Below are 13,096 nucleotides of genomic sequence, written 5' to 3'. Positions count from 1 at the left end.
ACTCAACGCTACGCGTCCCCACCGACAACCTGCTCCCGAATTTCCCGTCGACCCCGCTGTCTGACCCAGTCGATAGGTTTTCCGTATGACCGTGTCCGACCTTGCTTCCGATGCCCCGTGGTGGACCTCAGCCACCGTCTATCAGATCTATCCGCGCAGCTTCGCCGACAGTGATGGCGACGGCATGGGGGATCTCGGCGGCATCATTGCCCGCCTCGACCACCTGGAGCGACTGGGGGTCGACGTCGTGTGGTTGAGCCCGATCTATCGCTCGCCGCAGGACGACAACGGCTACGACATCAGCGACTACGAGCGCATCGACCCGGCCTTCGGCGCCGAGGAGCAACTCGATGCCTTGATCGCGGGGCTGCACGAGCGGGGCATCAAGCTGGTGATGGATCTCGTGGTCAACCACACCAGCGACGAGCACGAGTGGTTCCTGGAGTCCCGCTCCTCGCGCGACAACCCCAAGCGGGATTGGTATTGGTGGCGCGACCAGCCCACCGACTGGGTGTCCTTCTTCTCCGGCTCGACCTGGGAATTCGATCAGGCGACGGGTCAGTATTACTTGCACCTCTTCTCCCGCAAACAGCCCGACCTCAATTGGGAGAACCCGCAGGTTCGCGAAGCGGTCTACGCGATGATGCGCCGCTGGCTCGATCGCGGGGTCGATGGCTTCCGCATGGACGTCATCAACCTGATCTCCAAGGTCGTGCCGCTGCAGGACGCCCACGGCGACCTGTTCGCGCAGACCTTCAACGGCCCCCGCATCCACGAGTTCCTCCACGAGATGCATCGGGAGGTGTTCGCCGGCCGCGAGGCCCAACTCATCACGGTCGGCGAGATGCCCGGGTCGACGATCGAGCAGGCGCGGCTCTATACCGACCCCGCGCGCGCCGAAGTCGACATGATCTTCCAGTTCGAGCATGTCGACCTCGACTCCGGGCCGCTCGGCAAGTGGGATCTGCGACCTCTCCACCTCCCGCGGTTGAAGGCTTGCCTCGCCCGCTGGCAGGAGGGTCTGGCCGAGGTCGGCTGGAACTCGCTCTACTGGGACAACCACGATCAGCCGCGCGCCGTGAGCCGGTTCGGCGACGACGACCCAGAGTGGCGCGAGCGCTCCGCCAAGACCTTGGCGACGGTGCTGCACCTGCACCGGGGCACGCCATACGTCTATCAAGGGGAGGAACTCGGGATGACCAATGTCGCCTTCGGCTCCCTTGATGACATTCGAGACATCGAGTCCATCAACTACTACGCCGAGGCGGTGCGCGACGGCGCTGATCCCGCCGACGTGCTGCGCTCGATCCGGGCCAAGGGACGCGACAATGCCCGGACGCCCGTGCAATGGGATGCCGGTCCGCAGGCCGGCTTCACGACCGGGGAGCCGTGGATCGCCGTCAACCCCAATTTCACCGAGATCAATGCGGCGGCGCAGGTTGATGATCCGGACTCGGTTTTCGCTCATTACGCCCGGCTCATCGCCCTGCGCCACGACGACGCGACCGTCGCCTTGGGCGAGTTCCGGCTCCTCCTGCCCGACCACGAGACCGTATGGGCGTTCATCCGCACCCGCGGCGACGACCAATTGCTCGTCCTCGCCAACCTCTCCCGGGAGGCGGTCGAGCTGACCGTGGCAGACCTCGCCGACGTGGGTGGGCCCGGTTCTTGGCTCGGTGCCGAGGTGATCTCCGCGACCGCCACTGATGGGGGTATGCCGCGCGCCCCCCGATTCGAGTCCACTCGCCTCGACGGGTGGTCCGCGGTGGTCCTGCGCCGCGTGGGGTGAGCTTGCTCGGGTCAGCGGTTCGGCCGGCTGAGGTGAGCGGACGAAGTGTGACTGTCGGAACATGACGTTCGCCCGCGTTCATACCCCTGCGGGTATTAACGTCGAAACATGATTGCCGCAAGTGGTGGGTCAACTGCCTGGCATGACGGCGATGGCGACCAAGATGATGAAGAAGCAGATGGCCGATCTCGACATCCCGGATGTGCCTGAGTTCTTGGATTTGCTCTCGGCTGCTGGAGTCCACATGTATGCCTGTCGGCTGTCCTTCGCCATGATGAAGATGATCGAGGCCGACCTCCATCCCGGGGTTCAGGGCGTGATCAGCGCGGCCGACTTCATCGAGATCAGCGCCAACGCGCAGACGATCTTCATCTAGGTCGGGCACCAGGCCGGATACTTGCGTGGTGGACCTCACCGAACTACGCCCGCCCGTCGAGGACGGACCGTGGCCGCCCATGACGCACCTCCCTCCGCTGCGGACCTCGCCGCTTCGCGGCGCCACAACCTGGACCGGGCTGACCTATGCCCAAGTGCCCGGATTCCGGCCGATGGTTCTCGATCTGCACGTGCCCGACGCCGGCGGACCCGCGCCGGTCGTCATGTGGGTGCATGGCGGTGGGTGGGCCGAGGGGGACCGCCGCCTCGTACCCCTGCAGTGGGGTCAGCAGCGGCTCTTCCAGAAGCTCGTCGATGCCGGCTTTGCCGTCGCCACGCCTGACCACCGGCTGATCGAGGAGGTCGCGCCGGACGACATGGTGCGCGATCTCATCGCCGCGGTCCGCTATCTCCGGACGTATGCCGCGGACCTCGGCCTCGACGGCGACCGCCTCGCGCTCTGGGGAGACTCGGCCGGTGCCCATCTCGCCGCGCTGGCGGGGTTGGCTGGTAGCGCGGAACAACCCGATCCGCACCTCCTCGGCCGGATCGGCGTCGGTCGCGGTCGCACCGATGTCAGTTCGATCATCTGGTGGTATGGCGCGGCCGACCTCACCGTCCTGCCCGACCTGACCGAATCCCTCTGGCGCGGAGTCGATCCCGACGCCCGCGAGTGGCTTGCCATGGCGTATTCGCCGGTCACACATGTGCGCGCCGACTCGCCGCCGATGCTCATCATGCACGGCGACTCGGACACGATGTCGCCGCTGGACCAGGCCGTGCGCTTGCACGACGCGGCGCTCGCAGCCGGCGCGTGGAGCCGCCTCGTCGTGGTGCCGGACGCCGAGCATGTCTTCCTCGGCACCGACATCGAGGCGCAGTGGCAGGTGGTCATTGATTTCTTGGGCGACACGATCGGCCCGCGAGCCAGAGTTGGTGCTGATTGAGTTGGTGTTAATTGGCGGAAGAGTGCCCTAGCGGGGAGGTTTGCTGTCGCCCCAGCGACAGTGAACTACCCCACCACGGCAATCTCAGGCGCCAGCGAGTGCCCTGGGCGCGTCACCAAGACGTGCGCGAGCAGGCCGCCGAGTCCGGCGGCTCGACCTGAATGGTGGCGTGCTCGATGCCGAACTGCTCGCGCATGACGGCCGCCGCATCGGCGAGGATTCGCGCCGGGTCCACGGCGGTGTCGCGGGTCATCAGGTGGGCGGTCGCCACACTCATACCGCTGGTCAGGGTCCACAGGTGCAGGTCGTGCACGTCCGCGACATCGGGGACGGTTTCGAGGGCAGCGGCGACCCGGTTGGGGTCGACGTCCTTCGGCGCGTGCTGACCCAGGACGGCCAGGACCTCGCGACCCAGCCACAGGGCACGGATGGCGACGAAGGCCGCGATAGCCAGGGCCACCGCCGTGTCCCACCAACTCGCCCCCGTTGCCCGCACGAGGAGGCCCGCGAGGATGACGCCGACCGAACCCACGGTGTCGGCGACGACTTCGAGATAGGCGCCTTTCACGGTGAGTGACTCGTCCGAGCCGTGGCGCAGGAGCGCCATACACACGAGGTTCACCAGCAAACCCAGGCCGCCGACCAGCATCATCGGTCCGGTGTCGACCTCCGGCTCGGCACCCACCCGGTGGATCGCCTCGATGACGATGTAGGCAGAGACCCCGAGCATGAGCAGGACCGCGAGGCCGGAGGCGAAGACCTCGGCCCGATAACGGCCATACGTCCGGCGGCCGGTGGGGTCGGGCCGGGTCGCGATCCTGGTGGCGACGAGAGCCGCGCCGAGGGCGACGACGTCGGCGGCCATGTGCCCGGCATCGCTGATGAGGGCGAGGGATCGGGCAAGCAGCCCGGTCGCCAGTTCGACGACGAAGAATGCGGCGACGAGCCCGAACGCGAGTTGTAGGCGCCAGCGATGTGCCGTCGCGGCCGACCCGTGGCCGTGATCGTGCCCCATGGATGCCCTCCCGACGTCGCAGTTGAGCCTACCGGGGCAGTCTCCTGAGCACGCGGTCAGAAGCTCTGGCGGTCAGAACGTCGGGCGATCAGAACGTCGGGCGATCAGAAGCTCAGGCGGGGAGCAGTTCCGTCTCCACGGCCGTCTCGGTGGTCGTGTCCGCTGCAGCGTGGTCGTCGCGGTGCGGGCCGAACCACAGCATGGCCAGCCCCGCGAGAGACCATGCCGCCAGCACGAGCCAGCCGTGAGTCGTCGACGCCTGCGGGAAGTAGGACTCCAGGCGAAGCAGGGTCCCCGACGCGCCCGGCACGAAGAACTGGCCAATCTCGCCCCAGTGCCAGGGCAGCAACTCCTTGGGCAGCGACATCCCGGAGAGCGGATTGCCCAGGAAGAGCGTGACGATGGCGCCCACCGCGATACCCGGCTGGCCGATCAGGCCGTGCAGACCGACGATGAAGGAGGCCGTAGCAAATAGGGCGGCACCCATGATGGCCGCCTCCACCAGGTAGGACCCGGTCAGGACGTGGAGCCACGGCCCGAGGACCGCCGCGAGGGCCAGCCCACCGATGACGGCGTATGCCGCGACCGCGCCGAAGCGGCGACGGTGCCCAGACACGAGGAGGGATACCAGGACACCGCCGACCATGCCGCCCATCGCCAGCGGCAGCCCGGCCACGGCGACGTTGCTGCCGCGCGGATCCTTCTCCCCGAAGGGGGCCACCTCGGTCATGGTGACTTTCGGTGCTTCGGCTCCGGTGGCCTGGGCCTGCTGGGCCGCCTGGGCCGCGAGCTTCTGCGCGACGCCGGTGATGGCCTGAGCGGCGATGGGGCTGGCAGCGGTGGCGGTCAACACTTCCACGCCACCGGGGCCGGCGACGACCGCGCCATACGCATTGCGTTCCTCGATGGCGACGACGGCGGCTTCCCGGTCGGTCGCCGACGTGATGTCGAACATTCCGGTCGCGCTCAGGCCCGTCGTCAACTGGGCGGTGGCAGCGGGCGGGCCGGCGACGATGAGTGGCAGGTCCTTGACCTTGCTGGTGTAGCTCGGCCAAAGAAAGGCAAGTAGCACGATGATGACGGCGAGGGAGGCGAGGACGGCGACGCGCAGGCTGGCGTGCCAGGGGGTTCCTGCAGGTGTTGTGCCGAGGGCTCGGGCTGGCGCGGTTGAGCTGGGGGCGTTCACGGGTTCTCCTATTAGCGAAGGATCGTTCGTTATCGAGTGTGCACCTGCGGGGTCCATCTTGCAAAACGATCGTTCGTTTTGCGATGATAGTGGTATGCCGAAGGTGTCACCTGCCCACCGCGCCGCCGTTCGCGATCGCATCCTGGATGCGGCCCATGCTGTCGCGCTGCGCCAGGGCTTGAGCGAGATGTCGATGGCCGACATCATCAGCGAGTCGGGCATGTCGGCCGGGGCGATCTATGGCTACTTCGACAATAAGGAGGCCCTCGTCGGGCAGGTCGCCGAGCGCGTGATGGCTGGTCGGGTCGTGGCTCTCGAGGCCCTGGCACATGAGCGGCCCTTGCCAACGCCCGCCCAGGTGCTGCGCCGGCTCATCGACGGCATGCCCACCGATCTCGTCGACAGTGGGTTGGTGCTGCAGATCTGGGGGGCGGCGGGCTCGGGTGGACCCGTGCGTGAGGTGGCGCAGCGCGCTGTCTCCGTCATGGGTGCGGGCTTCGAAGCCTATCTCGTGGAGTGGTTCGTCTCCCGGGGCGTCGGGAGGTGCACCGCAGAATCGCGGGCTGCCATCCGAGCACCGGCGATTATCGGTCTGGCGCAGGGATATTTGGTTCACCGGGCGGTGTTGGGTGCGGAATCCGCCGACCGCTACCTCGTGGCGGTCGATGCGCTGCTTGCCGACGTGTGAGTAGTCCATCTCATGCGGCGGTGCCGTGCCAGCAAGCACGCTGATCGCATGGACATCGCCATCAGGACAGCGGCGCTCCTGGCGCTCGAATTCGTCGTCGGTTTCAGCTTCGCGCGCCTGGCCAGCGATGGCGCCAATATTGGTGCCGGGATCGCGGGTTTCCTGGCGCTCCTGTTGGGGTCAGCGGCGTGGGGATTTGTCGACGGGCGCACGGGAATCTCGATGTCTGCCATCGTCTTTCGCTGGGTAGTGATTGCCCTGGTGATCGGCTTGCTCACCAGCCTGCTTCCCCAGTTCCCGTGGTCAGACGGCGTCGACGCCACCGTGTGGCGAAGTGATCTGATGTCGCTCACGCCATTCATTGCTGCTCTCGTGGCGGTGCCGGCACTCGCTGCGGCGGCGCTGTCTGCGGCAATCCATAAGTGACCCAACGGCATTCGGCGCGAGTTATCCCCCGCTGTGCATGACGCTGTGGATGATCAACTCCGGGATGAGAATTCACCACACGTCGCGGGAGCTCCGGTGGCCTTCAACTGTTCGGCGCGGGCCCCTCGGCCACACACAGGACGCCGTAGTTGCCCTCCGGATCGGCGAGCACGGTGAGCCCGGGCGACTGGCTGTCATCAACGATCGTGCCGCCAGCGGCGAGAGCATCGGCGATGCGTGCGGCGGCGATGGAGCGCGGCACGTAGACCTCGATGTGGAAGCGTTGGCCGCTGGCTTCCGGAGCGTCACCGAACCACAGATTTGGACTCCGGCCGGTGGCATCGCGGATTTCGTCGCCTGGCGTTCCCCGTCCTCGTGCATCGGCGTCGCCCGTCAGCAGCGCGGCCCAGAAGGGCGCGATCTGCGCGGAATCCGCTGTGTCCAAACCAAGTTCGATGACGCTGACGGCGTCCGGCTCAGCGGTGAGGCCGAGATCGGCCGCGCAGGCGGTGATGGCCCGGGCCGTGTCGACATCCTGTTGGGTGACCCACTCCACGATGTGCTCGACGCCATCGTCATCGCGATAGATGGCGTCGGCCGTGGACAATTTCAGGTCGACATAGCCAGGCCCCATCGAGACCTTTGGGTAGTGGCCGTGGGCGGCACTCACACTCCCGACGGCGGTCACGAAACGCGCGCCACTGGCGAAGTCGGGCACGGCATACCGCGCGTGCAGCCCCTGGGCCAGCTTGCGCCACTCACTCAGCCCTGCGCTGGCGATGGCATCTTCCCTCAGCATGTCCATGACGAGTACGCTACCGAGCGCCGAGCAATGGCAGGGTGACAGCGAGTGTCGAGCCGAGCACCGCTAGCGAGCCGCACACAAGGCCGCCTAGCGCGAGCCGCCAGAGGCTCCAGCGCACCCCGGCCGCACGGCAACGCTGCATCCAGAGCAGCGTTGCGAGGGAGGCCCATGGGGTGACGAGCGGGCCGGCGTTGGTGCCGATGAGAACGGCCATCAGACGCAGGCGATCGCCCGCCGCGGCGGGTTCGAGGGCGAGGTAGGCGGGCAGGTTGTTGACGGCATTCGAGGTGAGGGCCGAGGTGCCTGCGACCCTGAGGAGGTCCGGCGTCGTGGTGCCGGTACCAGCCAGATTGAGCAGTGGGTTAAGAAGCCCGGCATCGTGCGCGGCGGCGACGACGATGGTGAGGGCGGCGAAGGCGAGCGCCATCAGCCACGGCAGGTTGAGGTGTTTCAGGTGGTGCGGGGCCCGCCATGCGGTGGCGACGGTCAAGACCAGCGCGGCGGCGGCAGCCACGGCCCACGGCGGCAAGCCCGCGGCGAAGGCGGGGCCGATGATCAGGCATACGAGGGCCGCGCAGCGAAACAAGGTTGGGTCGTGCGGATCGGCCGGTGGGTCCACCGCATAGCGCGTGCCCAGATCGCGCCAGTGCAGGAGGGCGATCACCCCAAGCGTGATCGCGATGCTCACGATCGCGGGTGCAAAGGCGAGGCGGACGTATGCCGTGTGGTCCACCCCCAGCGCCTCAAGGCGTTGCAGCGCAAGCAGATTCGTCAGGTTGGAGACCGGCAGGAGAAGCGAGCCGGTGTTCGCAATCCACAGGGTGGTGAGTGCGAAGGGTCGCGGTGGGACGCCGATCTGGTTGGCGACGGAGAGGGCGACCGGGGTGAGGAGGACGGCGGTGGTGTCGAGGCTGAGGAAGATCGTGCACGTCACCGCGAAGGCCCAGAAGAGCAGCCACAGCAGCCACATCCGGTGTCGTCCGTGCCGCGCGATCCAATGCCCGATGACATCGAAAACTCCAGCGCGATCGCTGAGTTCTGCGACTGCGGTGATCGCCAGCAGGAAGGCCACGATCGGGAGCGCGCGGCCGAGCCCCTCGGTGACCACGTCTAGCGACACGACTGGTCATCTTGTCCCTGGTCGTCGAAGGCTGATCTAGTTGGTTGAGGAGCGGGCAGCGGCCTGCAGTAGGGCCCGACCGGACGGGTCGGCCAGGGTGAGGTGGCCGATCTCGTCAGCGGTGAACCACGCCAGGTCGTCGTGATCGTCCGGTGCGGTATTCGTCGGTTCGCCGTGCCACTGCTTGACGAGGAAGGCGGACAGGTCGAGGTTCGGATCGCTGACGGTCATGGGCAACTTGCGAAACTCTTGGATCTCGACGCCGATCTCCTCGCGGCACTCGCGCCGCACGGCCTCCTCGGGTGTCTCGCCCGGCTCGATGTGCCCGCCGATGAGATCCCAGCAGTCGGGATACCAGCGGCGGTCACGATGCCGATGACCCAGAAGAGCCCGCCCGTCGCGCACGAAAACGGCAACAGCGATCGCGATGGGCATGACGACCAGTGTGCCGTTCCCGTGGCCCCGCTCGCGGGGAAGATTGCTGTCGCCAGGGGAGCAGCAGACTTCCCCACGAAGACCGTCACACGTGCGGAGGCGTCCGCTGGCGCGGACCTACGGCCGGACGTCCACCCGTGAGCCGTCGTCGAAGCGCAGGATTGTGAAGTGTCGGCGATCGAGCGTCACGATGGCTCGGGTGCCGTAGACCTCGGCCAAGACCACATTCGAGGCGTCCGCGACCCCGATGGGAATGTCGGCGAAGCGCTCCACAATGCGGTTGGCGTCCGCAAGACGTGCTCGGTCCATGTGCGCCAATTCCCATGCGCCCCCGGCAATTTCGTTGAGCACGGTGCGCTGCGCCTGCACCCCGTGCCGCGTCATCACGAGATAGTCGAGTTCAGCGATGACATATGGCGAGACGATGAGTGGGCCACGGGACGACTGGATCGCCTCGACGACTGCTTCATGCTGCGGCTCGTTGGCGTCGAAGAAGGCCAGCAAAGCGCTCGTGTCGACAACCACGCCCTTCGGTTTCACGCTCCGAAGCCCTCGCCCAGCAGCTCGTCCACGCGGTCGGCGATGGGCTCTAGGCCCGTGATGATGCCCGCTCGGGGGCGAACCGGCCCGGTCATGAGTTGCTCACGCAACGCTCCGCGGACCACCTCGGCTTCGGAGATCCCTCGTCGACGCGCCTCCACCTCAACAGCCTGTTTGAGGTCGTCAGGAAGATACAGCGTGGTCTTCATGGACGTATGGTACGTGTGCCATACGTCGCAATGACTCATGGGCGACGCGGTATGCAGCATCAGGAGCCAACAACGATCACTTCCGAGTGGCCGATTATCTGGCAGGCCGCGCGAATTGCGTGCTTCAACTGGTCGCGACGCATCAACTCGCCTCACGAAGGCTCCGACCAGGTCAACTCTGGTTAGACGACATGACGAACAACCTCTTGCGCATGGCCTCCTCGACCGCATCCATGTAGATGCCGCCGTTCCAGGTCTCGAAGTGGTTGCCGATCGCGGCACTCTCCTCGACCGGGGTGAGATCGTCCTCGTAGTGGGCGAAGTAGAGGTCAATGCGGTCCGTGCCGAGCCGGCGCAACGAAGCCTCACACGCTCCGGTGATGGTCGCTGTCGCAAGCCCGTCGAAGTTGGTGTGGTTCCCGCCCTTGCTCACGAGGACGACCTCGTCGCGGGGCCGCGCTTGCGCATCCACTGGCCGATGATCCGCTCGGACTCGCCGTCGGAATAGGTGTCGGCCGTGTCGATGAGGGTGCCTCCCGCCATGGCGAACGCATCGAGCACCTCCCGCGAGGTCGCCTCGTCGCTCGTGCGGCCAGATGTGTTGGTACCCAGTCCGATGGGCAGTGCCAGATCCATGTCCATGATCACGGCACGTCCCACTGACAGCCAGCCGGCGTCGACAAGCGGCCGGTGCTAGCCGGCGATTACCTCAAGATGCTCGGAGGTGGCGCCTCGCACGGCTCGGATCGGAACCGACCGATCCAGGGTCACAAGCCGTCCGCCGTGGTGGACAGCGAGCGCCAGCAGGTACGCGTCGGTGATTTGGCGGTGACCGAGCACGGCGGTTGAATCCACGGCGGATGTCTCGGTCAAGCCGATATCGCATGACCAAAATTCGTGGTGGCTGGACTCGATGGACGATCGGAGTAGGTCGATGGCCTCAGCAACGGACACTGTCCCTGGGTATGCAGGCTGGCTGAGAATGCGGACAAACCCGTTCTGCGTGATGGCGCACGACGCCCAGCCGTCGGCCAATCCATCCGCAGCCCACGCGTGAAGGGTCTCGTGGTCCACGTGCCCGGCGTCCATGAGCGCGATCAACACATTGACATCGAGTAGCGCCCGAGTCATGAACCGTCCTCGTCGCGCAACCGCTCGACAAGTGAGTTCGTCACAGTCCGCCCCCGTGACGCGAGGACTGTGAAGCCGTTCTTGGCTGTATGCCGCCCACCTTCCCTGCGCGTGAGGGCGGTGCGCGCGAGGTCGGAGAGAACCTCGCCGGCTGTGCGGTCCTCGCGACGTGCTCGTTCCTTGACCGCCTCGAGGACGTCGTCATCGATCGACAGGGTGGTGCGCATGCATCTGATGCTACGACATCTTGACCTTGACCCTCCCTTCCGTGGCCATCGCGCGGCCGGACCTGCGCATCGGCGTATGCCGCATCGACATCGTCTACTGCGATGGACACCTCGGGGGGCCACCGAGCTGCTGTCATCGTGAGTCAACACCTGAAGACTGGCGCCGGTCGGCGCGGCATACCGAGTCACCCAGTCGAGTTGTAGGTTCCGGCGCTTCTTGTCCAGGCTCCGGGCCTCTGACCTGCGGCGGGACAAGTTGAGAAGGTTCAGGCCTTCCGGCTAACTTGTCCAGATCCACGCACGTTGACTCAGGCGACGACACCTATCCGCGTGTGAAGAGTCGCTGCGGTGCGGTGCGAACAAGCCAGTCGAGATCGGGACTTCGTCAGGCTTCGATATGGCGCGTCGCACCAACAACGTGCTGCCTTCTGGGTTCCAATGCCTGCCCCAAGCCGCGACCGCGTGCTTCCAGACTGTTTCGGTGGAGAAGCCTGTCGGAGCACACGACCTCAGCCTGAGTAGGTCGTAGTGACGACTCGCTTGGCGGGTCCGGCCAACACGGACCGAGCCACCTCGACATCGTCGGTGGGGTCGAAACTATCCAACGGGTCTGGGCGGAGGGAGACTTCGCGCGATCGGGCAAGGCTCGGAGCGGGTACGTTCTCCCAAGATCTTCTCCTGCTCGGCCTTCACAGGCTTGGGGTGAGTTCTACGCCATCCTCGTGACGTACACAGCCTTGCCGTGCTGGTGTTCAGTTGCGGGGTCGAGCGGCGAGGTCCTCTTGAGGCCATAAGCGCCGACAGACGCTAGTCCGGCGCGTCGGAGGCTGCGGCTGATGGTGTCAGGGGTGAAGTGTCGTTGACGATGCCGGCTTCGAGTCCAAGTCTGAACCACCCTGGGTTGCTTGGAGGCTCCCGACCTTGGAAACGAGGATGGAGCCATGGGAACCAAGAGCACGTCGGGGAAGCCGACCACGCGGCGGTACTCGCCTGAGGAGAAGGCCAGGGCGGTCCGGCTCGTGCGGCAGCTGCGCAAGGAGCTCGGCACCACGCACGGGACGGTCCAGCGGGTGGCCGACCAGATCGGCTGTGGTGTCGAGTCGCTGCGGACCTGGGTCAAGCAGGCTGACATCGATGAGGGTGTCGAGCTGGGCCTGACGACGGTGGAGGCGAAACGCATCAAGGAGTTGGAACAGGAGAATCGGGAGCTTCGTCGTGCCAACGATCTGCTGAAGCGGGCCTCGGCTTTCTTCGCGGCGGAGCTCGACCGCCCCTTGAAGTGATCGTCGCGTTCGTCGACGAGAACCGTGCTGAGTTCGGAGTCGAGTTCATCTGCAGGCACCTGCAGGTGGCTCCGAGCAGCTATTACGCCGCGAAGAAGCGGCAGATCGCTCCGTCGGCCCGTGCGGTCCGTGACCTGGTCATGATGCAGGTCCTGATGACGCTGTGGGTCGCGAACCGGAAGGTCTACGGGGCCCACAAGCTGTGGAAGGCCGCCCAGCGCGCGGGCCACGACATCGGCCGGGACCAGGTCGCCCGGCTGATGCGGGGGCTGGGAATCGAGGGCGTGTCCCGGCTTCGGAAGAAGGTGTTCACGACCAAGCAGGATCCCGGTGCCACCAGAGCGCCGGACCTGGTCAACAGGCACTTCAAGGCCGACCGGCCCGACGCGTTGTGGGTGACGGATCTGACCTACGTTCCGACCCGGTCGGGGATGGCGTATGTGTGCTTCATCGTCGACGCGTTCAGTCGACGGATCGTCGGCTGGCGGGTCGCAGCGAACATGAAGACCGAGATGGTCCTCGACGCTCTGGAGATGGCCAGAGCGTCCCGTGGCGGGCACCGGCTCATCGGGCTGGTGACGCATTCGGATGCCGGGTCGCAGTTCACCTCGGTGCGATTCACCGAGCGGCTCGAGGAGATCGGCGCTCGTCCCTCGATCGGGACCGTGGCCGACTCCTACGACAATGCCTTGGCCGAGACGGCCAACGGGCTCTACAAGACCGAGTGCGTCTACGGACCTGACACCACCGGCTGGGACGACGTCGACGAACTCGAACTCGCCACGCTGTCGTGGGTGCACTGGTTCAACGAGACCCGGCTACACGGCCACTGCGACGACATTCCGCCGGCCGAGTACGAAGCAGCGTTCTATGCTGCACAAGAAGCCGACCCGGGGTAGGGTCTGTCCGACCAACGGTGT

Annotated in this window: 15 protein-coding genes, 1 pseudogene and 1 other annotated feature; of the genes and pseudogenes, 6 read left to right on the top strand and 10 right to left on the bottom strand. The window is 66.3% G+C overall.

Translation table 11 applies throughout. The annotated features are described in order from the left end of the window. The first annotated feature begins 85 nt into the window (after window positions 1-85). The 3 genes from BN13_RS14435 (at window position 86) to BN13_RS14425 (ending at window position 3,111) form a co-directional block, all read left to right on the top strand. Complete coding sequence (locus BN13_RS14435) at window positions 86-1,789, top strand: glycoside hydrolase family 13 protein (protein ID WP_048547949.1); 1,704 nt, start codon at window positions 86-88, stop codon at window positions 1,787-1,789. Window positions 1,790-1,931: 142 nt separating this feature from the next. After that, window positions 1,932-2,165 (top strand): DsrE/DsrF/DrsH-like family protein, encoded by a 234-nt coding sequence (locus tag BN13_RS14430; RefSeq protein ID WP_053079804.1) that lies wholly within the window; start codon window positions 1,932-1,934, stop codon window positions 2,163-2,165. A 79-nt stretch (window positions 2,166-2,244) separates the two neighbouring features. Continuing rightward, window positions 2,245-3,111 carry an alpha/beta hydrolase gene (locus BN13_RS14425; RefSeq protein WP_157038608.1) on the top strand — a complete coding sequence of 289 codons (867 nt, stop codon included), beginning with the start codon at window positions 2,245-2,247 and terminating at the stop codon, window positions 3,109-3,111. A 112-nt stretch (window positions 3,112-3,223) separates the two neighbouring features. Here the strand turns inward: BN13_RS14425 and BN13_RS14420 are convergent, their stop codons facing one another. Next, on the bottom strand, window positions 3,224-4,126 hold the full coding sequence (locus BN13_RS14420) for a cation diffusion facilitator family transporter (RefSeq protein ID WP_048547947.1): 903 nt from the start codon (window positions 4,124-4,126) through the stop codon (window positions 3,224-3,226). Window positions 4,127-4,238: 112 nt separating this feature from the next. Next, window positions 4,239-5,312 carry a hypothetical protein gene (locus tag BN13_RS14415; RefSeq protein WP_048547946.1) on the bottom strand — a complete coding sequence of 358 codons (1,074 nt, stop codon included), beginning with the start codon at window positions 5,310-5,312 and terminating at the stop codon, window positions 4,239-4,241. A 94-nt stretch (window positions 5,313-5,406) separates the two neighbouring features. Between BN13_RS14415 and BN13_RS14410 the strand changes: the two genes are divergently transcribed. Both BN13_RS14410 and BN13_RS14405 read left to right on the top strand, forming a co-directional pair. After that, window positions 5,407-6,000: a TetR/AcrR family transcriptional regulator gene (locus BN13_RS14410; protein ID WP_048547945.1), complete on the top strand. Its 594-nt coding sequence runs from the start codon at window positions 5,407-5,409 to the stop codon at window positions 5,998-6,000. 48 nt (window positions 6,001-6,048) lie between these two features. Beyond that, entirely contained in the window at window positions 6,049-6,426 is a 378-nt protein-coding gene (locus tag BN13_RS14405; RefSeq protein ID WP_157038607.1) for a hypothetical protein, read from the top strand. Window positions 6,427-6,529: 103 nt separating this feature from the next. Here BN13_RS14405 and BN13_RS14400 read toward each other — a convergent pair whose 3' ends face one another. From BN13_RS14400 to BN13_RS14365, 8 genes and pseudogenes are all read right to left on the bottom strand, one after another. After that, complete coding sequence (locus BN13_RS14400) at window positions 6,530-7,231, bottom strand: VOC family protein (protein ID WP_048547943.1); 702 nt, start codon at window positions 7,229-7,231, stop codon at window positions 6,530-6,532. A gap of 10 nt (window positions 7,232-7,241) precedes the next feature. Next, entirely contained in the window at window positions 7,242-8,351 is a 1,110-nt protein-coding gene (locus BN13_RS14395) for an SLC13 family permease (RefSeq protein ID WP_048547942.1), read from the bottom strand. Between the two features lie 36 nt (window positions 8,352-8,387). Next, window positions 8,388-8,786 carry an NUDIX domain-containing protein gene (locus BN13_RS14390; protein WP_048547941.1) on the bottom strand — a complete coding sequence of 133 codons (399 nt, stop codon included), beginning with the start codon at window positions 8,784-8,786 and terminating at the stop codon, window positions 8,388-8,390. 117 nt (window positions 8,787-8,903) lie between these two features. After that, window positions 8,904-9,326, bottom strand: coding sequence for a PIN domain-containing protein (locus tag BN13_RS14385; RefSeq protein ID WP_321162914.1), 423 nt, complete (start codon window positions 9,324-9,326; stop codon window positions 8,904-8,906). Beyond that, window positions 9,323-9,535, bottom strand: a complete 213-nt coding sequence (locus BN13_RS14380; RefSeq protein ID WP_048547940.1) for a ribbon-helix-helix domain-containing protein — start codon at window positions 9,533-9,535, stop codon at window positions 9,323-9,325. The genes BN13_RS14385 and BN13_RS14380 overlap by 4 nt, the downstream gene beginning before the upstream one ends. Before the next feature lie 172 nt (window positions 9,536-9,707). Continuing rightward, window positions 9,708-10,171, bottom strand: a pseudogene (locus BN13_RS20445) (aldo/keto reductase). A gap of 57 nt (window positions 10,172-10,228) precedes the next feature. Then, on the bottom strand, window positions 10,229-10,666 hold the full coding sequence (locus BN13_RS14370; protein WP_048547939.1) for a TA system VapC family ribonuclease toxin: 438 nt from the start codon (window positions 10,664-10,666) through the stop codon (window positions 10,229-10,231). Next, window positions 10,663-10,893, bottom strand: coding sequence for a ribbon-helix-helix protein, CopG family (locus BN13_RS14365; protein ID WP_048547938.1), 231 nt, complete (start codon window positions 10,891-10,893; stop codon window positions 10,663-10,665). Before BN13_RS14365 ends, BN13_RS14370 begins: the two co-directional genes overlap by 4 nt. A 941-nt stretch (window positions 10,894-11,834) precedes the next feature. Between BN13_RS14365 and BN13_RS14355 the strand changes: the two genes are divergently transcribed. Next, window positions 11,835-13,075 (top strand): IS3 family transposase gene (locus BN13_RS14355; RefSeq protein WP_157038605.1). Its coding sequence is split into 2 segments (ribosomal slippage): window positions 11,835-12,138 and window positions 12,138-13,075, totalling 1,242 coding nucleotides; the frame shifts between segments, so codons are not numbered across the junction. Continuing rightward, window positions 12,137-12,250 (top strand) — a sequence feature (AL1L pseudoknot). It overlaps the preceding gene by 114 nt. Window positions 13,076-13,096: the final 21 nt, after the last annotated feature.

The organism is Nostocoides jenkinsii Ben 74, assembly GCF_001046875.1.
In the GTDB taxonomy this organism is placed as follows: Bacteria; Actinomycetota; Actinomycetes; order Actinomycetales; family Dermatophilaceae; genus Nostocoides_A; species Nostocoides_A jenkinsii.
This window is presented reverse-complemented; position numbering and strand designations above follow the sequence as displayed.